At 70.7% G+C, this 18,577-nt stretch carries 16 protein-coding genes and 1 pseudogene; 11 read left to right on the top strand and 6 right to left on the bottom strand.

The features are described 5' to 3' along the window. Positions 1-50: 50 nt before the first annotated feature. Complete coding sequence (locus OIE53_RS09595) at positions 51-1,514, bottom strand: FAD-dependent oxidoreductase (RefSeq protein WP_393339343.1); 1,464 nt, start codon at positions 1,512-1,514, stop codon at positions 51-53. A 187-nt stretch (positions 1,515-1,701) separates the two neighbouring features. Between OIE53_RS09595 and OIE53_RS09590 the strand changes: the two are divergent. From OIE53_RS09590 to OIE53_RS09575, 4 genes and pseudogenes are all read left to right on the top strand, one after another. After that, positions 1,702-2,046: pseudogene (locus OIE53_RS09590) on the top strand (ArsR/SmtB family transcription factor); the annotation flags it as partial. Between the two features lie 78 nt (positions 2,047-2,124). After that, the gene (locus OIE53_RS09585) at positions 2,125-2,406 is read left to right on the top strand and encodes an ArsR/SmtB family transcription factor (protein WP_327027134.1); all 282 of its coding nucleotides are present in this window, start codon (positions 2,125-2,127) and stop codon (positions 2,404-2,406) included. A 1-nt stretch (position 2,407) separates the two neighbouring features. Then, on the top strand, positions 2,408-3,547 hold the full coding sequence (arsB, locus tag OIE53_RS09580) for an ACR3 family arsenite efflux transporter (protein ID WP_327026244.1): 1,140 nt from the start codon (positions 2,408-2,410) through the stop codon (positions 3,545-3,547). Between the two features lie 68 nt (positions 3,548-3,615). Beyond that, on the top strand, positions 3,616-4,029 hold the full coding sequence (locus tag OIE53_RS09575) for an arsenate reductase ArsC (RefSeq protein ID WP_327026243.1): 414 nt from the start codon (positions 3,616-3,618) through the stop codon (positions 4,027-4,029). 116 nt (positions 4,030-4,145) lie between these two features. On the opposite strand, the gene OIE53_RS09565 is transcribed toward OIE53_RS09575, so the two are convergent. Genes OIE53_RS09565 through OIE53_RS09555 form a run of 3 tightly spaced genes read right to left on the bottom strand, consistent with a single transcriptional unit; the run spans position 4,146 to position 7,656 of the window. After that, on the bottom strand, positions 4,146-6,239 hold the full coding sequence (locus OIE53_RS09565; RefSeq protein ID WP_442791385.1) for a CotH kinase family protein: 2,094 nt from the start codon (positions 6,237-6,239) through the stop codon (positions 4,146-4,148). Continuing rightward, the gene (locus tag OIE53_RS09560) at positions 6,230-7,054 is read right to left on the bottom strand and encodes a polyphosphate polymerase domain-containing protein (protein ID WP_327026242.1); all 825 of its coding nucleotides are present in this window, start codon (positions 7,052-7,054) and stop codon (positions 6,230-6,232) included. Before OIE53_RS09560 ends, OIE53_RS09565 begins: the two co-directional genes overlap by 10 nt. Beyond that, positions 7,051-7,656 (bottom strand): DUF4956 domain-containing protein, encoded by a 606-nt coding sequence (locus OIE53_RS09555; RefSeq protein ID WP_203221366.1) that lies wholly within the window; start codon positions 7,654-7,656, stop codon positions 7,051-7,053. Before OIE53_RS09555 ends, OIE53_RS09560 begins: the two co-directional genes overlap by 4 nt. 771 nt (positions 7,657-8,427) lie before the next feature. Between OIE53_RS09555 and OIE53_RS09550 the strand changes: the two genes are divergently transcribed. Beyond that, the gene (locus OIE53_RS09550) at positions 8,428-9,813 is read left to right on the top strand and encodes an endo-1,4-beta-xylanase (protein ID WP_327026241.1); all 1,386 of its coding nucleotides are present in this window, start codon (positions 8,428-8,430) and stop codon (positions 9,811-9,813) included. Positions 9,814-9,958: 145 nt separating this feature from the next. After that, on the top strand, positions 9,959-10,351 hold the full coding sequence (locus tag OIE53_RS09545) for a YybH family protein (protein ID WP_327026240.1): 393 nt from the start codon (positions 9,959-9,961) through the stop codon (positions 10,349-10,351). 229 nt (positions 10,352-10,580) lie between these two features. On the opposite strand, the gene OIE53_RS09540 is transcribed toward OIE53_RS09545, so the two are convergent. After that, positions 10,581-12,140 carry a glycoside hydrolase family 43 protein gene (locus OIE53_RS09540; protein ID WP_327026239.1) on the bottom strand — a complete coding sequence of 520 codons (1,560 nt, stop codon included), beginning with the start codon at positions 12,138-12,140 and terminating at the stop codon, positions 10,581-10,583. 47 nt (positions 12,141-12,187) lie between these two features. After that, complete coding sequence (locus OIE53_RS09535) at positions 12,188-12,724, bottom strand: cupin domain-containing protein (RefSeq protein ID WP_327026238.1); 537 nt, start codon at positions 12,722-12,724, stop codon at positions 12,188-12,190. Positions 12,725-13,000: 276 nt separating this feature from the next. On the opposite strand from OIE53_RS09535, the gene OIE53_RS09530 reads away from it, so the two are divergent. The 5 genes from OIE53_RS09530 to OIE53_RS09510 are packed head-to-tail and all read left to right on the top strand — an operon-like array spanning position 13,001 to position 18,567. After that, a complete protein-coding gene (locus OIE53_RS09530; protein ID WP_327026237.1) occupies positions 13,001-14,608 on the top strand; it encodes an ABC transporter substrate-binding protein in 1,608 nt (535 codons plus the stop codon). Between the two features lie 12 nt (positions 14,609-14,620). Continuing rightward, positions 14,621-15,712 (top strand): ABC transporter permease, encoded by a 1,092-nt coding sequence (locus OIE53_RS09525; protein WP_327026236.1) that lies wholly within the window; start codon positions 14,621-14,623, stop codon positions 15,710-15,712. Further along, positions 15,709-16,626 carry an ABC transporter permease gene (locus OIE53_RS09520; RefSeq protein WP_327026235.1) on the top strand — a complete coding sequence of 306 codons (918 nt, stop codon included), beginning with the start codon at positions 15,709-15,711 and terminating at the stop codon, positions 16,624-16,626. Before OIE53_RS09525 ends, OIE53_RS09520 begins: the two co-directional genes overlap by 4 nt. A 1-nt stretch (position 16,627) precedes the next feature. Continuing rightward, a complete protein-coding gene (locus tag OIE53_RS09515; RefSeq protein WP_327026234.1) occupies positions 16,628-17,608 on the top strand; it encodes an ABC transporter ATP-binding protein in 981 nt (326 codons plus the stop codon). Continuing rightward, positions 17,605-18,567: an ABC transporter ATP-binding protein gene (locus OIE53_RS09510; protein ID WP_327026233.1), complete on the top strand. Its 963-nt coding sequence runs from the start codon at positions 17,605-17,607 to the stop codon at positions 18,565-18,567. Before OIE53_RS09515 ends, OIE53_RS09510 begins: the two co-directional genes overlap by 4 nt. Positions 18,568-18,577 lie beyond the last annotated feature (10 nt).

Below are 18,577 nucleotides of genomic sequence, written 5' to 3'. Positions count from 1 at the left end.
GGTGGTCCCTGCCGGTATCGGCCCAGTGGGGATCCGGATGCCGTAGTCGGTCATCCTTCGCAGCAGCCGCCACCGGGGGAGAGGCTGACCAGCGGCAGGTCCCCGCTCGGGGTGACGGAGCAGACGCCGGTCTCGGGCAGGTCCAGCTGCACGTCACGGGCGGCGGTCCAGTCCCCGGCCAGGGCTGCGGCGATGGAGCGGACCTGCTCGTACCCGGTGGCCATCAGGAAGGTCGGGGCCCGACCGTAGGACTTCATGCCGACCGCGAAGTAGCCGGGTTCGGGTTGGGTCAGTTCGTCGACGCCGTGCGGGCGGACGGTGCCGCAGGAGTGGTCGTTCGGGTCGATCAGGGGGGCGAGGGCCCGGGTGCAGCCCAGCACGGGATCGAGGTCGAGGCGCAGTTCGGCGGCGATGCGGTGGTCGGGCCGGAAGCCGGTGGCGGCGATGATCCGGTCGGCGGTCAACGCCCGCCCGTCGGCGGCGGTCAACTGGAGGTGCCCGTCGACGGCGGCGACGGCGTGCACGGCGAAGCCGGTGACCAACCGGACCCGACCGGAGTCGACGAGCAGCTTGACTCCGGTGCCCAACGCCCCCCGGCCGGGTAGCGCGTCGGCGTCCCCGCCGCCGATCGCCCGGTCGATGGAGCCGCCCCGGGTGACCCAGGTGATGGTGGTGTCCGGCTCCTGCTCGGCCAGTTCGGCGAGCGCGAGCAGGGTGTTCGCGGCAGAGTGTCCCGCGCCGACGACGATGGTGTGCCGGCCGGCGTACCGCTCGCGGTCGGTGCCGAGCACGTCCGGCAGCGCCGGGTCGATCAGGGTCCTGGTCCGCGGGTCGGTCTCGCCGTGCGCGGGGAGTCCGTTGGCGCCGAGCACGTTCGGGGTGTGCCAGGTGCCGGAGGCGTCGATGACGGCGGCGGCGTGAAGGTCCTCGCCGGTGGCCAGCCGTACGACGAACGGCGCCTGTTCACGGCCGGCGGTCCGGACCCGGTCGACACCGACGCGGCCGATCGCCGCGACCGGGGCCTCGTAGCGGAGGTGCGGGGCGATCTGCGGCAGGGCCGCCAGCGGTCGCAGGTACGCCTCGACCAGCTCCGCGCCGGTGGGCATGAGTTCGAGGTCGGGGGTGGTCCATCCGGCGGCGGCCAGCAGCCGCTGGGCGGCCTGGTCGAGGTTGTACCGCCAGGGGGAGAACAGTCGCACATGTCCCCACTCGGCCACGGCCGCTCCGGCCGAGGGGCCGGCCTCCAGCACGGTGAAGGGCAGCCCCCGCTCGTACAGGTGGGCCGCCGCGGCCAGACCCACCGGCCCCGCGCCGATCACCACGACCGGGTACGGTCCCTCGACCCGTCCAGCCAGTGGAGCCGTCGCGCTGACATCAGGCGCGACTGATGTGTCGACCGGGTCGCAGCAGCCCGCCTCCGCCGTCACGTTCTCGCTCGGGCCGCAACCGGTGTCGGTCTGCCCAGTGGCCGCAACGGTGCCGCAGCATGCCGCGGCGGTCTGCTCCTCGCTCATGTTCACGACTCTCTCTGCTTGTTGACGTGGGCGGACGCGCGTCGCCGCGACCCGTCCGTCGATCAGGTGATCCGGCCCGCGACCGCGCCCCGGGCGCAACGCGTCAGCCTTCGATCGGTGGCTCGATTCCTGTCGAACCGGTGCCCACTACCTTGCATCCTGGCTAGACAACTGTCAAGCTAGACGCATGTCTGTCCTTCCCGTGCTGGACGCCGCGCCGGGCTGCTGCCCGCCCCTGGCGGTGCAGCCTCTCGCGCCCCCGGTGGCCGGCGAGCTGGCGCCGCTGTTCAAGGCCCTGGGTGATCCGGTCAGGCTGCGGCTGCTGTCCCTGATCGCCTCCAGCACGGAGGTCTGCGTCTGTGAACTGACCGAGGCCTTCGAGGTCACCGGGGCCACCATCTCGCACCACCTGCGGGTGCTGCGCGAGTCCGGCCTGGTCGACAGTGAACGCCGGGGCACCTGGGTCTACTACTGGGTCCGCCGGGAGGTCCTGGACCTGCTCGGCAACCTGCTGTCCGGCGACACCGGCACCCCGAGTCGTGGGGCGCCCGCGCCACCGCCTGCGCGACCCGAAACGCATCAGAATCCGCTGATATCAGCCAATCCTGATGTGGTGCGGTTGTTGGCGGATCCGTTGCGGGCGCGGATCGTGCAGATCCTCGCCGAGGGCCCGGCGACCACCTCGCACCTGGTCGCGGAGACCGCGGCGAAGCAGCCCAACGTGTCCGGACACCTCAAGCTGCTGCGCGAGGCCGGTGTGGTGACCGCCGAGCCACGGGGACGCTTCACCTACTACCGGCTGGTCCCGGACCTCCTCCAGGGTGCCGCGCTGCACCTGGCCGACCTGGCCGCGCAGGCCCGGGCCAACTCCGAGAACTTCCGGGCCTGCTGACATGAGGGCCACCCCGGCCGGCGGAGCACCGTCGGCGGTCGTCGCGCGGCTGTCGCGTCTCGACCGGTACCTCCCGCTGTGGATCGGTCTGGCCATGGCCGCAGGCCTGCTGCTCGGCCGGCTCGTCCCCGGTCTGGACACCGCCCTGGACGCGGTCACGGTCGGCGGGATCTCCCTGCCGATCGCCCTCGGTCTGCTCATCATGATGTACCCGGTGCTGGCCAGGGTCCGCTACGACCGGCTCGACTCGGTCACCGGCGATCGCCGGCTGCTGCTGTCCTCGCTGCTGCTCAACTGGATCCTCGGCCCGGCCCTCATGTTCGCCCTGGCCTGGATCTTCCTGGCCGAGCACGCCGAGTACCGCACCGGCCTGATCATCGTCGGCCTGGCCCGCTGCATCGCCATGGTCATCATCTGGAACGACCTGGCCTGCGGCGACCGGGAGGCCGCCGCCGTCCTCGTCGCCCTCAACTCGGTGTTCCAGGTCCTGGCCTTCGGCCTGCTCGGCTGGTTCTACCTGTCCGTGCTGCCGAGCTGGCTCAACCTCAGCGGCGCCGAGTTGCAGATCTCCGGGTGGGACATCGCGCTCAACGTGCTGATCTTCCTCGGCATCCCGCTGCTGGCCGGCTACCTCACCCGCCGGTTCGGCGAACGCATGAAGGGCCGCACCTGGTACGAGCGCCGCTTCCTGCCGAGGATCGGCCCGATCGCCCTCCACGGGCTGCTGTTCACCATCGTCATCCTGTTCGCACTACAGGGCGACGCCATCACCTCGCAACCCTGGGACGTCGTGCTGATCGCGGTGCCGCTGCTGGTGTATTTCGCGGTCATGTGGGCCGGCGCCTACGCCCTGGGCCGGGCCATCGGCCTGACCTACGCCCGCACCACCACCCTCGCGTTCACCGCTGCCGGGAACAACTTCGAGCTGGCCATCGCGGTGGCCATCGGCACCTTCGGCGTCACCAGCGGCCAGGCCCTGGCCGGCGTCGTCGGCCCGCTCATCGAGGTCCCGGTGCTGGTCGCCCTGGTCTACGTCAGCCTGGCCCTGCGCCGACGCCTGTTCCCCGCCGAGACAACGACCACGACGCGGCGCGGTCCTGCACCGGATGTTGTCGGATCCGGCAGGCCCCGCGGGCGATGACCTCGCCATCGCCCGCGAGGAGATCAACACCCCGAACCGATCCCACCCGAGCGACAAGGAACAGCTTCGTGTCCGATGGCGACAAGCCCAGTGTCCTGTTCGTCTGCGTGCACAACGCCGGCCGCTCCCAGATGGCCGCCGGCTGGCTGCGCCACCTCGCCGGCGACACCGTCGAGGTCCGCTCCGCCGGCTCCGCCCCCGCGGAGAGCATCAACCCCGCCGCCGTCGAGGTCATGCACGAGGTCGGTATCGACATCACCGACCAGACCCCCAAACTCCTTGAGTACGACACCGTCGAAGCCTCCGACGTCGTCATCACCATGGGCTGCGGCGACGTCTGTCCCGTCTTCCCCGGCAAGCGCTACGAGGACTGGCAGCTTGAAGACCCGGCCGGCAAGGGTGTCGAGGCCGTGCGCCCGATCCGCGACGAGATCAAGACCCGCATCGAGCAACTGCTCGCCGACCTCGTCCCGACGACCTGACCAGAGGCTGCCGCAGCACGGCGAGAGTGATCCACCCCGGTCGAGCTGATCAAGGATGGAGCGGAGGTTCCTGGCACCGAAGCGGGCTGCCCCGGTGCCAGGAACGGATCGGCCGGTCAGCTCGCCGTGCAGCTCGGGGTCGGGGCGGTGTTCGTGCCACCGAACGTGCCGAGGAAGCCGAACGTGGTGCTGGTGCCCGGGGCCAGGGTGCCGTTGTAGCTGACGTTGCGGGCGGTGACCGCCGATCCCTGGCTGGTGACGGTCGCGTTCCACGCCTGGCTGATCGTCTGCCCGTTGGCGAAGGTCCAGGTCACCGTCCAGTTGCTGATCGCGGCCGAGCCGGCGGTGACGCGTACCTCGGCCTGGAAGCCGCCGGTCCACTGGTTGGTCACCGCGTATGTCGCCGTGCAGGCCTCACCGCCCGGCGGCGGGGTGGTCGGGCCCGGCGGTGGGGTGGTGGGTCCCGGCGGTGGGGTGGTCGGCGGGGGAGTGGTGGTGGGGCCGCCCCAACCGGCGGTCGAGTCCAGCCAGGCGGCGCGGCGCAGCATCCAGTCCCGCAGGTACTGCACCTGTCCCTGCCAGGTGGGTGCGGTCGGGGTGATGAACGGGCCGATCATCCGCGTGCTCAGGTTGGGCCAGCGTTGGAAGTTGCGCTGTGCCGCGTTGGTCAGCGGCGTGCTGAGCGCGTTGAGGCGGGACTGCAGCGCCGCGTCGGACAGCGGGCCGCGGCGCAGCGTCTGCCAGCGCAGCCGGACCTGGTTGACGAAGGCGGGGTCGCGCAGCAGTTGCGTGAACCAGTCGTTGGCCAGTGGCTGTCGTCCCTGCTGGTGCTGCCAGCCGGAGGTCTGGTCGTTGGCGAAGTAGCCACCCACCCCGAAGCTGAGGTCGTAGTCCCACAGCGGCCCGGCGAAGATCTTGGTGTCCCGGTCCTTGTAGAAGTACGCGCTGCGCACGTACGAGTCCATCTCCCGGCTCAGCTCGTTGACGATGAGCTGATCGATGAAGGAGTCCACGTCGATGTACGCGCGATAGCCGGTCGTGGGGTCGGCGAAGTTCGGTGCCCGCAGCACGTTGTGGAACTCCTGGATGTGGTTGCGTAGCCAGTCGCGCTGTTCCGGCTGCAACGGCGACGGGTCGGCGACCTCCAGGTAGTTCCAGCAGGTGGCGGCGGGGCCGGTGCACGGCAGGGTCGGTTCCTCGGCGGCCATCCACTCGAATTTGAAGATGTAGCCGCCGGTGATCCTCGGCAGCGTCCGGTCGTCGGCGCGCAACTGCTTGAGGTCGAGGCGGTTCTTCGAGTTCTTGATCGTCTCGACGATCATGTAGACGCCCATGTAGTCGTCGGCGCCGACCGGTCCGGCGTCGGTGTTCAGATAAAACTCGGCGAAGGCGTACCGGGGGGCGGGCAGGCCCATCTCCCGACCCAGGTCGTAGACGAACGCCTCCCGGATCAGCGCCTTGTCGGTGAACGGGCCGCGCAGCACCCAGTCCGAGTCGGCCGGCATGCCCAGCACCGGGTAGTCGGCGTCATCGTCGTCGTTGTCCCAGAACTCGATCCGGTACGGCGTCTTGTCGAAGCTCGACGACGACTGCCCGCGCAGCCGGAACCCGGCGCGGGTCGCCACGGTGGGCGCGGCGGCCAGCGAGGTGCTGCCCCCACCAGGTTCGAAGATCATGGTGGCGGCGTCGAAGTAGTCCCGCTGGGGACGCCCGGCGCCGTACGAGTCGATCAGGATCACCGGCAGGTCGTGGGCGGTGGTGGTGTTACGGGCGACGTACATGGCGGTGCCGGGCGCGCCGGTGGCGGTCTGCCCGACGAAGGCCTGGGCGCGCAGTTGGGTGGTCCGGATCAGCCGCAGCGGTGCGCCGGAGTACAGCGTCGACGCGGCGGTGGGCAGCTGGCCATCGGTGGTGTAGCGGATCTGGGCGCCGCTGACGGTGGTGCCCAGCGAAACCGTGACCTCGCCGGCGAAGGTGCCGCTGGGAACGGAGAAGGTGATGTCACCGACCAGGTCGTCGGCGGCGGCAGCCGCGACGGCATCGGCCGTGGCGCTGGCGGGGTGGTCGCCGATGCCGGCGGTGGCTGGTTCGGCGCCGGCCGGGGGCGGTGCCGGGACGAGCAGTCCGGCGACCAGCACGGCGGCGACGACGCCGCCGATAGCGCGTGCCGGGGCGGCTGCGATGCGTGTTCTGCGGGCGGTCAGACGCACGATGCCTCCTGGACGGATCGGGGGATGGTGGATGGGGCGGTGCCTGCCGACGGTCTGCTGTCGCGGAAGTGCCGGCGTAGCGTCCGTCGCCACGGCGAGTCCGGCAGTTCCGGGCGCAGGGCGGCCAGCCCGGTGGCGTACTTGGAGATGCGGACGGGCCGCGTTCCCCGCTGCCACAGCATTCGATCGGCCGGTGAGGCGGCCCGGCTGGTCTTGGTCTCGACCACGGCGAGGTCGGGCAGCCGCAGCGTGCGGTCGCCGTCCTGCCAGGTCAGTTCGGTGTCGATGGTGACCCGGCTGGCCGTGGCGGGCAGCAGCAGGGTCATCCGCTGATAGGTGGTGACGAGCACCGGATCCAGCGTGCTGCCCGAGGGCGGACAGATCGCCTCGCGTGCCAACGCCTCCTGCACGAAATCACGTCCGGGATGCACGGTGGCGCGGTCCTGCGGCCGGTACGGCAACCGGTGCTTGGTGATGCTGCCCCGCGCTCCACTGATCTTGACTTCCAGCCAGCACTGCGCGGAATCCAGGTAGCTGCGGGTGCGCACCTTGAAGCGCCTGCGTCGTCGGTACGCCGCGCAGTGGTAGCTGGCCAGCACCGGGGTGTCGAAGTACACCGACTCGTAGCGGAAGGCGCGGACACCATCGATCTCCAACACCCGGGCGTACGGGGACAACTGGGCCAGCAGGTGCGGGACCTCGTCGAGGGGTACGACGTACTTGCGGTCGATGCGGGTCTGTAGCGCGGCCTGGTCGACGAGTTCGGTCAGCCCGACCGGCGCGAGTTCCGCCAGCGGAGCGGTGATCGGGGTCATCGACCCGCTCCCGCCTGGGCCGGCCTGCCGGCCGCCACCGGGGCGCCACCTCGACCCCGCACCGAGTACCGCACGTCGACCAGGGTGGTCTCGTTGACCAGGTCGAGTCGTTGCACGGTGGCGGTGTGCACCCGGGCGCCGAGCAGCTGTTCCAGTTGGGCGACGAGCGTGACCTGATCGGTGACGGCGGAGTCGAGCACGATGATCTGGTGCCGGTAGTGGCGGAGCAGCCGGGGATGGTCGCCGAGGAACATCACCACGAGGATGAGACCCATCAGGCCGCCGCTGAGCCAGACCGAGGTGGTGCTCAGCGCACCGAGGATGCCCAGGGCCAGGGCGGAGAAGTAGTAGGCCACCTCGTGCTGGTCGAGCTCCGTCGACCGCAGCCGGATGATCGACAGTACGCCGAACAGCGCCAGCCCCAACCCGAGCCCTGCACCGACGTTGCTGGCGCTCAGCGCGCTGGCCACGGCGAGGACGCCGACGTTGACGCCCAGATAGGCGACGACGAGATCGCGACGACGGTGGCGTGGGAAATAGAGCCCGAAGACGAGCAGTACCACCGCGCAGATGTCGATGGCGAACAGGACGAGCTGCGGCATCTTCTCCGTCCTCCTGGGTCGCTGCCGCGCCGGCCTGGCATCGTCCACGCGATGTGCCGTGCGCGAGTGACGAGCGGCCGAACGCGGCCGGAACTTCCGGTGAACTTGCGGGAACGATTGCGGAATCGTAAGCCCATGCATCGAAATAGGTCAATGCTGATCACGTGGTCGCCATTGCGACGGCGCTGCCTCCGGCGGTGGTCGGCCGGGTTGGATCGGTGGCCCCCGCCTGTCGGAACGGCTAGTTTGTCGGCGGCCTGGCCGGCTGTGCCGCGGGCGCGAGGGCCTCGGTTCCGAAAGCCTTCAGAGCCTTATTGGTATTTGCACTTCCACTGCCGGAATTCGCCGAATCGTCATTGATGGACGTCGATCATTTGAGGCGTCCTGCTAGGGAGGTTCAGGTGATCACGGGTCGTGGGGTGCTCGTCGGAGACGAGTGCGGCACCGTCCGGAGCTCCGGCCGTACGGCTGGGAGTCTCGCCGGCCGGTGGCTGGCATGCCCTCCACCAGTACTCCGGCGCCCACCCGGCTGATCGCGGCGCCGGCCGGACGGCACCCGGTTCTCCGGGTGTCGTCAACCGTGGGGTAGGCGACGTCGAAACTTCCGAAAAACTTCCGGAAGTCATTGACGTACGTGAAACCGCGCTGTAATACTTCCGGCCAGTAAGGCCGATGCGATCCCTTTGTCAGGGAATCGCGGGCATCGTCCCTAACCCGCGAGTCCGGATTCACGCTGCCCACTCGGGCCACCGGACCCGGAAGGAGCACCAGATGAGCAAGGATTCCCGAGCACCCGGCCGGCCGAGACGGCTGCGGGCGGCCCTGGCGCTGTCTGCTGTCGGTCTGATGGCCGCGGCGGGTGCGGTGGTGTTGCCGAGCAACGCCAGCGCCGCCGAGACCACCCTCGGTGCCGCAGCAGCGCAGAGCGGCCGGTACTTCGGTACCGCCGTGGCGGTGAACCGACTCAACGACGCGGCCTACACGAACATCCTGAACCGCGAGTTCAACCAGGTCACCGCCGAGAACGAGATGAAGATCGACGCCCTCCAGCCGCAGCAGGGGCAGTTCAACTGGGGCAACGGCGACCGACTCGTCCAGCACGCGCGCAGCCGCAACATGCAGGTCCGGGGCCACACCCTGGCCTGGCACTCGCAGCAGCCCGAGTGGATGCGCAACATGTCCGGTCAGCAGCTGCGCAACGCCATGCTCAACCACGTGACCCAGGTCGCCACCCACTACCGGGGCCAGATCGCGTGGTGGGACGTGGTGAACGAGGCCTTCGAGGACGGCTCCAGCGGCGCCCGCCGTAACTCCAACCTGGAGCGCACCGGTAGCGACTGGATCGAGGCGGCCTTCCGGGCGGCCCGGGCGGCCGACCCGAACGCCCAGCTCTGCTACAACGACTACAACATCGACAACTGGAACGACGCGAAGACCCAGGCCGTCTACCGGATGGTGCGGGACTTCAAGCAGCGGGGCGTGCCGATCGACTGCGTCGGTCTCCAGTCGCACTTCACCGGTGGCTCGAACTACCCGAGCAACTATCGCACCACCCTGTCCAGCTTCGCCGCCCTCGGCGTCGACGTGCACATCACCGAGCTGGACATCCGCAACGCGCCGAGCGACGCCTACCGCAACACGGTGAACGACTGCCTGGCCGTGCCGCGCTGCAAGGGCATCACCGTCTGGGGCATCCGGGACTCCGACTCGTGGCGTTCCAACGAGAGCCCGCTGCTGTTCGACGGTGGCGGCAACAAGAAGGCCGCCTACACCGCGGTGCTCAACGCCCTGAACAGCGCCGCCCCCGGTGGCGGCGACCCGACCACCCCGCCGCCCGGCACCACTCCGCCGCCCGGCACCACCCCGCCGCCCACCAACCCGGGTGGCTGCACCGCGACGATGACCCCCGGCCAGGTCTGGGGTGACCGCTACAACACCTCGGTCACGGTCAGCGGAGCCAACAACTGGTCCGTGGTCGTCAACATCACCCCGCCGCAGCGGATCTCCGCCACCTGGAGTGGCAGCCCCACCTGGGACGGCAGCGGCAACGTGATGACGATGCGCTCCAACGGCAGCGGCAACACCTTCGGTTTCACCACCATGATGAACGGCAACTCCGGGGCTCGACCCCAGATCGTGTCCTGCACCGCAAGCTGATCACACCACCACCGGTCGTCGGCCGTGCGGGGATCTCCCCGCACGGCCGACGCCCTTTCGGTGCTGCGGCGGCCAACCACCCGCTCGGATACCGTCAGCGCGCCGAACCGGCGTCGAACAGGCGAGGGGTGGCAGGCTGGCAGGCATGGACAGGGAGCAGGTGACCGGCTGGATCGCGGCCTACGAGCGGGCCTGGCGTACGCCGGGCACGGAGGCGCTCGCCACGATCTTCACCGAGCAGGCGAGCTACCGGCAGGGGCCGTACCGGAAACCGGTGGTGGGTCTGCCGGCGATAGCCCGGATGTGGGAAGCCGAGCGGGACGGCCCGGACGAGGTGTTCCAGATGACCAGCGAGGTCGTCGCGGTCGAGGGCGACACCGCGGTGGCGCGACTGGAGGTCCGGTACGGCGACCCGGTCGACCAGGAGTACCGCGATCTGTGGATCATGCGGTTCGCCGAGGACGGGCGGTGCGCGTCCTTCGAGGAGTGGCCCTTCTGGCCGCCGAAGCCGACCGCCGCCCAACCCACCGAAAGCTGACGCCGCAGCGCCTGCCCACGACCTGACCGGCCGCCCCCGTCACCCCGCCGTGCAGGACCGCGACCGGCGGCGGTGAAGCCCACCGGCTCGCCGATGCCGGGTTGCTGGTCGTCGACCGGCCGGTGCGGGTGGCGCCGAGCTTGTCGCCCGGCGCTCCGGAGCAGCTTCACCTGCGCCGCGAGCGTCCGTCCGGCACACCCGAGGCGGACGCCCGCGAACTGGTGGCCGGTCAGGATCGGGCGCTCGGGCGGTAGTCGAACCAGTCGAAGGCCGCGCTGCCCTCGGTGACGTAGAGGCCGAACACCCGACCGGTGAAACCGGCCGCGACCTCGGTGGACAGGTACCGTCCGTCGAGTTCGGCGAGCACTACCGGCCCGGTGTCGGTCAGCACCTCGAAGCTGACCGTGTCGCAGCCGGCCGGGCGTACCCCGAAGGGGGCGCCGGGGGCCGTCACCTGGTCGGCGGCGGTCACCGTCGGGGGGAGCAGGTCATCGGTACGGGTGGCGATGGTCAGGGTGACCGGGCCGGTCGGCACCGACAGCTCGCCGAAGACCTGCCGGAAGGGTCCCACCCGGCCGATCACCTGCACCAGTCCGTCGGCGACCTCGATGTCGTAGTGGTGGGCCTCGTCGATGCGCAGGGTCAGTCCGGCCCGTCCCGCACCGGGGTCCAGGTGCACGCCGGCCCGGCAGTCGTGGTGCTGCTGCCGACGGGCGACCAGGGTGGCCCCGGACCGGTCCAGGGTCGTACCGGTGGCGTGCAGGGTCAGCCAGCCGGGCCGCTCGGTCAGCGACCAGCTCTCCTTCGGCCGCTCCCGCAGCGAGATCCACTCCGGCGTGAGCGCCTCGGTGGCGTCGAAGTCGTCCCGATAACCGCCGGTAGCGGGCGGTGCGGCCAGGGCGGGTGGGCTACCGGCCGGGGCGGTCATGGTCTCCTCCACCGGGTCCACCACCGGCCAGCCGTCCACCCAGCGCACCGGCACCAGGAAGGTCTCCCGGCCGAGTACGTGGTACGGCGGCCACTGGCCCTTGGCCCGGATGCCCAGCAGCACCATCCACCAACTGCCGTCGGTGGCCTGCACCAGATCGGCGTGGCCGGTGGCCTGCACCAGCCGATCCGTGCTGCGGTGGGTCAGGAAGGGGTTGACCGGGCCGGGCTCGAAGGGGCCCCGGATGCTGCGCGAGCGGGCGATGGAGACGGCGTGCCCGGTGTGCGTACCGCCCTCGGAGACCAGCAGGTACCACCAGTCGCCGATCCGGTACAGGTGGGGGGCCTCCGGGTACTGCCCGCCGGTGCCCGACCACATCGGCACCGGACCCTCCAGCACCGCGCCGGTCTCCGGATCGATCCGGTACGACTCGACCCCGGACACCGTCAACCAGCAGTCCCCGTTGTCGTCCCAGGTCAGCGAGGGGTCGATGTGCGGCACGTCGAGGTGGACCGGCTCCGACCAGGGGCCGGCCGGGTCGGTGGCGGTGACCAGCAGGTGGCGGCCGGTGGTGACATTGGTGGTCACCATGTAGAAGTGGCCGTCGTGGTGCCGGATGGTCGGGGCGTAGATGCCGGCGGAGGCGTGTGTGTCCGGCGGCAGTTCCAGTTGGCTGGGCCGGTCCAGCACGTTGCCGATCTGCCGCCAGTTCACCAGGTCCCGGCTGTGGAAGATGGGTACGCCGGGGAAGTACTCGAAGCTGGAGCAGACCAGGTAGTAGTCCTCGCCCACCCGACACACGCTGGGATCGGGGTGGAAGCCGGGTACGACGGGGTTGCCGAAGGTGGCGGAATCGGTCATGTGCATCGATGCTAGGCGGCACCCTGCCCGACTCGTACCCCCGGTTCTCAGGGGTTGGGTGGGGTGACCGCGATGATCAGGTGGGCCGGCTCGTCGCTGGCGTTGCGGTAGAGGTGGGCCAGGCGGGAGTCGAAGGTGACCGCCTCCCCGGCGGCCAGGGCGTGCTTCTCCCCGCCGATCTCGGCGACCACCTCGCCGGTGATGACGATCGCGCACTCGGTGGAGGGGTGGGCCCAGGGCTCGGCCGAACTGGCGTCGCCCGGGGCCAGGTAGGCCTGCAGCACCTCCAGGTCCCCCCGTCCCGGGGTCAGCCGTTCGTAGGTGATCTGGCCGGGGGGAGCGGTCAGTCGGCTGCGGGTGCCGGCGCGGCTCAGGTGCACCGCGGGGGCCTCGGGTTCGGAGAACAGTTCGGCGATCGAGGTGTCGAAGACCTGGGCGAGTTTCCGCAGGGTGGCCAGGCTGGGGTCGGTAGCGCCGTTCTCGATCTGGCTGAGCAGCGCGGGGGACACCTCGGCGGCTGTGGCGAGCTGACGCAGCGTGAGGGAGTGCTGCTGTCGGAGGTCGCGGAGCCGGTCACCGAGCATCTAGAACCTCGATCCGATAACAGTGTGGCTGAAATTGTTTGACCAAGCTATACAGGCCTGTCTAGGGTGGTCAAACAACATCCGGGCAGTGTTTGGTGTAGGTATACACGCCTCGTTCGGGCAGGAACCGGACGAACGCGAGTCCAGCTACATCCAACCCTGAGACGACGTTCCTGAAAACCCGAGACACCGCGACCGGAGACACCGGCGTCACGTCCCAGGTCGTTGACAATTCGCGGCCCACGCCGGACCGCGCCGTACGAAGGTAGGAACAGCATGTCGGTGTTCCCCCGCCGGCTTCGCGTCGGAGCATCCGCTCTGGCGGCGCTGGCCATCATCTCCACCACCGCCTGCACGGCCGGCGGCGGTGGCGGAAACGCTACTGGTGGCGGCGCGGCCACCCTCACCGTCAACACCTCGTTCGTCCTCAAGACCCTCGACCCCGGTCGGGTGTACGAGGCCACCGGCCTGACCGCGGTGCACGCCCTCTACGACACTCTGCTCACCTTCGAGGGCTCGGACGTCAGCAAGCCGGTCCCGGCCCTGGCCGAGTCGTACGAGGTCTCTCCGGACGCCAAGACCTTCACCTTCAAGCTGCGCCAGGGGGTGAAGTTCTCCGACGGCAGCCCGCTCACCGCCGACGACGTGGTGTTCTCCCTCAACCGGCTGAAGAACCTCAAGGCCAGCCCGGCGGTCACCGTCAGCGAGCTGAGTGTCAGCAAGACCGACGACAGCACCGTCGTGGTCACCTCGGCGACTCCCAACCCCAACGTGCCGGTGGTGCTGTCGATGCCCTCCACCGCCGTGATCAACTCCGAGGTCGCCCAGCAGAACGGCGCCAAGGACGGCGAGGACGCCGCGCAGGGCGACACCGCCCAGCAGTACCTGGACACCACCTCCATCGGCAGCGGCCCCTACCTGCTCAAGTCGTACGAGCCGGAGTCCCAGGTGGTGCTGGAGGCCAACCCCGAGTACTGGGGTGACAAGCCGAAGTTCGACCGGGTCGTGCTGCGCAACATGGACGTGCAGACCCAGAAGCTGACCATGCAGCGGGCCGAGGCCAACGAGATCTCCCTGGACATCTCCGGCCGGCTGCTCGACGGCCTGCCGGACACCCTGCAGACCTCCGGGGTGCAGGACACCGTCTACTTCCTGTTCCTCAACGCCGACCCGGCCGTGTCCGCGGTGACCGCCGACCCGAAGTTCAACCAGGCCCTGCGGGCCGCCATCGACTACCAGGGCATCGCCGCCCTCTACGGCACCGGTGCCGCACCGGGCGCCGGGCTGGTCGCCCCCGCCTTCCCGGGCGCGCTGCCCGAGGGTGAGGCCTCGACCCGGGACCTGGCCAAGGCCAAGGCGCTGCTGGCCGAGGCGGGCCTGACCAACCCCAAGGTCAAGTTCAGCTACCCGGCCATCACCTACAAGGGGGTGGACCTCGGCACCGTGGCCACCAAGGTGCAGGGCGACGCCGCCGAGGCCGGCATCACCCTGGAGTTGAACCCGCAGCCGCTGACCACCTTCCTGGACGAGATGCGCGCCGGGAAGATGCCGATGGGCTTCACCCCGCAGAGCCTGAACTACCCGGTCGCCGACTCCCTGATCAACAACATGGCGCCCGGACAGCCCACCGCCCTGCGGTCCGGCTGGACGGTGGAGCGGGCCGACCCGGCGGTCGTGGCCGCCGGCAAGCAGGTCACCGAGACCCTCGACCTGGCCCAGCGGGCCACCGCGATGCAGGAATGGCAGCGACTGATGAACCAGTCCTCCCCGTACATCGTGCTGGCCAGCAACTCCTCCACGGTGGTGGCCACGGCCGACCTGACCGGTGCGGACTACACCGCGGCCGGCTGGCAGGTCGACGTCGCCGCGGTCGGCCGCAAGTAGCCGGCAGCACCGATGACGACAGTGCAGGACGGCGAGCCGGGCGCGGTCACCACGACCGCGGCCCGGCCCCGGCCGGGCCGCGCGTACCCCCTGCTGGTCTTCCTGGCCAAGCGGCTGGCGATCACCGCGGGCCTGCTGCTGGGGGTCACCGTGGTGACCTTCGGGCTGGTCAACGTGGTGCCCGGTGACCCGGTCACGGCGAACCTGTCCGACCAGGCCCTCAACGATCCGGCCACGGTGGCCGCCTTCCGCGAGAAGTGGGGCCTGGACCAGCCGCTCTGGGCGCAGTACCTCCAGTACCTGGGCAACCTGGTCACCGGTGACCTGGGCATCTCCCAGCAGACCGGGCGCTCCGTCCTGGACGACCTGGTGCGGTACGTGCCGGCGACCATGGAACTGGCCATCCCCACCATGGTGCTGGCGTTGCTGATCGGCACCGGCGTCGGCATGCTCGCCGCGGTCCGCAACGGCCGGTTCACCGACCAGTTGGTCCGGGTGGGCTCCCTGCTGGGCCTGTCCACCCCGCCGTTCTGGCTGTCGCTCGTCGTGCTCTACGTCTTCTTCTACAAACTGGGCCTGGCCCCCAGCGGGGGAAGGCTCTCCACCGCCTTCAGCCCACCGCCCACCGTCACCGGCATGTACACCGTCGACGCGGCCCTGGCCGGGCAGTGGGACGTGGCCTGGGACGCCGCCCAGCACCTGGTCCTGCCGGTGCTGGTGCTGACCTCCCTGACGGTGGCGCTGCTGGTGCGCTTCGTCCGCTCCGCCATGCTGGAGGTGCTCCAGCAGGACTACATCCGCGCCGCGTACGCCAAGGGTCTGCCGACCCGGGTGGTGCTGCGCCGGCACCTGCTGCGCGCCGGCCTGGTGCCGGTGGTCACCGTCTCCGGCCTGGCCTTCGCCTCCCTGCTGTCCGGCACCGTGCTGGTGGAGAGCATCTTCGGCTGGCCCGGCCTCGGCCAGTACGCCTACCGCAGCGCCACCGCCCTGGACCTGCCCTCGATCCTCGGCGTCAGCCTCTTCGTGGCACTGGTCTACACCCTGGTCAACCTGACCGTAGACCTGCTGTACGGCCTCATCGACCCGAGGATCCGGCTGTCATGACCACGATCGCACCGGACCCGGTGACCCCAGATGCGAAGGTGGACCGGGCCCTGAACCGACGCCGCTGGCTGGGCCGGCTGCGCGGGGGGTCGACCGGTCGGCCGATCTGGCGGCAACCCATCGCCCTGGTGGCCCTGATCATCCTCGGCGGATGGCTGCTGGTGGCGCTGTTCGCCCCGCTGATCGCCCCCTACGATCCGCTGGCCCAGAGCCCGCAGGCGTACGCCCCACCCTCGGCGACCCACTGGTTCGGCACCGACTCCCTGGGCCGGGACATCCTCAGCCGGGTGATCCACGGCGCCCGGCTGTCCATCCCCCTGGCCCTGGCCATCGTCTGCCTGGCCCTGCTGATCGGCGGCCTGCTCGGGCTGCTCGCCGGCTACCTGGGCCGGTTCGTCGACGAGGCGCTGATGCGCCTGACCGACCTGGTCTTCGCCTTCCCCCAGATCATCCTCGCGATGGCGGTGACGGCGGCGTTCGGCCCGAACACCCGCAACGCCGTCCTCGCCCTGGTCATCGTCTCCTGGCCGGTCTACGCTCGGGTCATCCGCAGCGCCGTGCTGAGCATGCGCGGCGACGACTACCTCAACGCCGCCCGGCTGCTCGGCGTCGGGCCGGTCAAGGCCCTGCGCCGCGACGTACTGCCCAACAGCATCGGTCCGGCGATCGTGCTGGCCACCCTGGAACTCGGCAACGCGGTGCTGCTGCTGGCGGCGCTCTCCTTCCTCGGTCTGGGGCCCCGACCACCGGCCGCCGAATGGGGCTCGATGGTCGCCCTCGGCTCCCAGGACCTGTCGATGTGGTGGGTCAGCGTCTTCCCCGGCCTGGCCATCCTCACCGTCGTGATGGCGTTCAACGTGCTCGGCGACGCACTGCGCGACCGGCTGGACCCCCGCTACGCGAAGGGACGCTGAGATGGCGCCGCTGCTCGACGTCGACTCCCTGGCCGTCACCCTGCCCGGTCCGCGCGGCCCACTGCCGATCCTGCACGACGTGTCGTTGACCGTCGAGGAGGGCGAACTGGTCGGCATCGCGGGGGAGAGCGGCTGCGGCAAGAGCCTCACCGCCCAGACCCTGCTGGGTCTGCTGCCGGCCGGTGCCAGGGTCAGCGGTTCCGCCCGGTTCGCCGGCACCGACCTGCTCGGCCTGGACCAGCGCGGCTGGCAGCGGGTCCGGGGGGCGGGCATCGCCATGGTCTTCCAGGACCCCACCGCGGCCCTGCACCCGATGCTCACCATCGGCCGGCAGCTCACCGAACACATGCGGGTGCACCTGCGGATGGACCGCCGGGCCGCGAACCGGCGGGCGGTGGAACTGCTCGACCAGGTCCGCATCCCCGACCCCGAACGGGCCCTGCGTTCCTACCCCCACCAGTTCTCCGGCGGAATGCGGCAACGGGCGGCCATCGCCATCGCCCTGGCCGCCCGCCCTCGGCTGCTGATCGCCGACGAACCCACCACCGCCCTGGACGTCACCGTGCAGGCCGGCATTCTCACCCTGCTGGACCGGCTGCGCGCCGAGACCGGCCTGGCCGTCGCCTTCATCACCCACGACCTGGGGGTGCTCAGCGCGTTGACCACTCGGGGTTACGTGTTCTACGCCGGGCGGGTGGTGGAGACCGGCCCGACCGGGTCCCTGCTCACCGCACCCACCCATCCGTACACTGCGGCGCTGCTCGGCGCCCGCCCGCACGGCACCCAGGCCGTCGGTACCCTGCGGCCCATCCCGGGCGGCCCACCGGCACCCGGCCAGGCCCCGCCGGGCTGCCCGTTCCAACCCCGCTGCGGGTACGCCGAACCCGCCTGCGGCAACGCTCCACCGCCCCTGGCCCCGGCCGGTGAGCACCGGTCGGTGGCCTGCGTGGTCCGCCCACACCTGGAGGTGGCAGCGAGATGAGCGACCTGCTGCGGATCAGTCAGGTGCAGGTGGAGTACCGCGCCCGGGGTGGCGGGCGGGTCCAGGCGGTCGCCGGGGTCGACCTTCAGGTGGCCCCCGGCCAGATCGTCGGCCTGGTCGGGGAGTCCGGCTGCGGCAAGTCCTCGCTGGCCCGGGTGGCCGTCGGGCTGACCCCGCCGAGCGCCGGGGAGGTCAGCTTCGCCGGCCGCCCGATCACCCCGCTGGGCTGGCGGCGCAGACCGGAGACCGAAATCGGTCTCCAGATGGTCTTCCAGAACCCGTACGCCTCCCTCAACCCCCGGCGCACCATCGGCGCCCAACTGCGCGACGGCATCCCGGCGACGGTCACCGGCGCGGCCCGCGAGGCGCGAGTGACCGAACTGCTCGACCGGGTGGGCATGCCCGCCGAGGCCGCCGACCGCTACCCGCACCAGTTCTCCGGCGGGCAACGGCAACGACTGGCCATCGCCCGGGCCCTGGCCCCGCAACCCCGCATGATCATCGCGGACGAGCCGGTGACCGCCCTGGACGCCTCCTCCCAGGCCCAGGTGGTCAACCTGCTGGTCGGGCTGGTCCGGGAACTCGACATGGGCATGCTCTTCATCTCCCACGACCTGGCCCTGGTCCACGAGATCGCCGACGTCACCGCGGTGATGTACCTGGGCCGGATCGTGGAGACCGCACCCACCCGGGACCTGTGGCGCGACCCCCGCCACCCCTACACCCGGGCCCTGATCGACGCGGTGCCCCAGATCGGCCCCACCCCCCGGCTGCCCGCCACCCTCGCCGGAGAGGTACCCGACCCGGCCAACGCACCCACCGGCTGCCGGTTCCGGCCCCGCTGCGCTCACGCCTTCGCCCCCTGCGGTGACCAGCCACCCCACCTCGACCTCGGCGGACGCAGCGCCGCCTGCTGGCTCAACGACCCCACCACGGCCCCGTCCGTGGCCGCCCACTGAGGACGCCGCC

The organism is Micromonospora sp. NBC_01739 (assembly GCF_035920385.1).
Taxonomy (GTDB): domain Bacteria; phylum Actinomycetota; class Actinomycetes; order Mycobacteriales; family Micromonosporaceae; genus Micromonospora.
Note: the sequence above shows the minus strand (reverse complement) of the source record. Positions and strands in the feature narration are given on the sequence as shown.

What these genes read in the sequence shown, in the direction of transcription:
- OIE53_RS09555 (WP_203221366.1), bottom strand. Translation starts at nt 7,656, where the DNA reads ATGCCGCAGCTCGTCCTGTTCGCCATCGACATCTGCGCGGTGGTACTG.
- OIE53_RS09535 (WP_327026238.1), bottom strand. Translation starts at nt 12,724, where the DNA reads ATGCTCGGTGACCGGCTCCGCGACCTCCGACAGCAGCACTCCCTCACG.
- OIE53_RS09525 (WP_327026236.1), top strand. Translation starts at nt 14,621, where the DNA reads ATGACGACAGTGCAGGACGGCGAGCCGGGCGCGGTCACCACGACCGCG.
- OIE53_RS09545 (WP_327026240.1), top strand. Translation starts at nt 9,959, where the DNA reads ATGGACAGGGAGCAGGTGACCGGCTGGATCGCGGCCTACGAGCGGGCC.
- OIE53_RS09540 (WP_327026239.1), bottom strand. Translation starts at nt 12,140, where the DNA reads ATGACCGATTCCGCCACCTTCGGCAACCCCGTCGTACCCGGCTTCCAC.
- OIE53_RS09560 (WP_327026242.1), bottom strand. Translation starts at nt 7,054, where the DNA reads ATGACCCCGATCACCGCTCCGCTGGCGGAACTCGCGCCGGTCGGGCTG.
- OIE53_RS09550 (WP_327026241.1), top strand. Translation starts at nt 8,428, where the DNA reads ATGAGCAAGGATTCCCGAGCACCCGGCCGGCCGAGACGGCTGCGGGCG.
- OIE53_RS09530 (WP_327026237.1), top strand. Translation starts at nt 13,001, where the DNA reads ATGTCGGTGTTCCCCCGCCGGCTTCGCGTCGGAGCATCCGCTCTGGCG.
- OIE53_RS09520 (WP_327026235.1), top strand. Translation starts at nt 15,709, where the DNA reads ATGACCACGATCGCACCGGACCCGGTGACCCCAGATGCGAAGGTGGAC.
- OIE53_RS09510 (WP_327026233.1), top strand. Translation starts at nt 17,605, where the DNA reads ATGAGCGACCTGCTGCGGATCAGTCAGGTGCAGGTGGAGTACCGCGCC.
- arsB (WP_327026244.1), top strand. Translation starts at nt 2,408, where the DNA reads ATGAGGGCCACCCCGGCCGGCGGAGCACCGTCGGCGGTCGTCGCGCGG.
- OIE53_RS09515 (WP_327026234.1), top strand. Translation starts at nt 16,628, where the DNA reads ATGGCGCCGCTGCTCGACGTCGACTCCCTGGCCGTCACCCTGCCCGGT.
- OIE53_RS09595 (WP_393339343.1), bottom strand. Translation starts at nt 1,514, where the DNA reads ATGAGCGAGGAGCAGACCGCCGCGGCATGCTGCGGCACCGTTGCGGCC.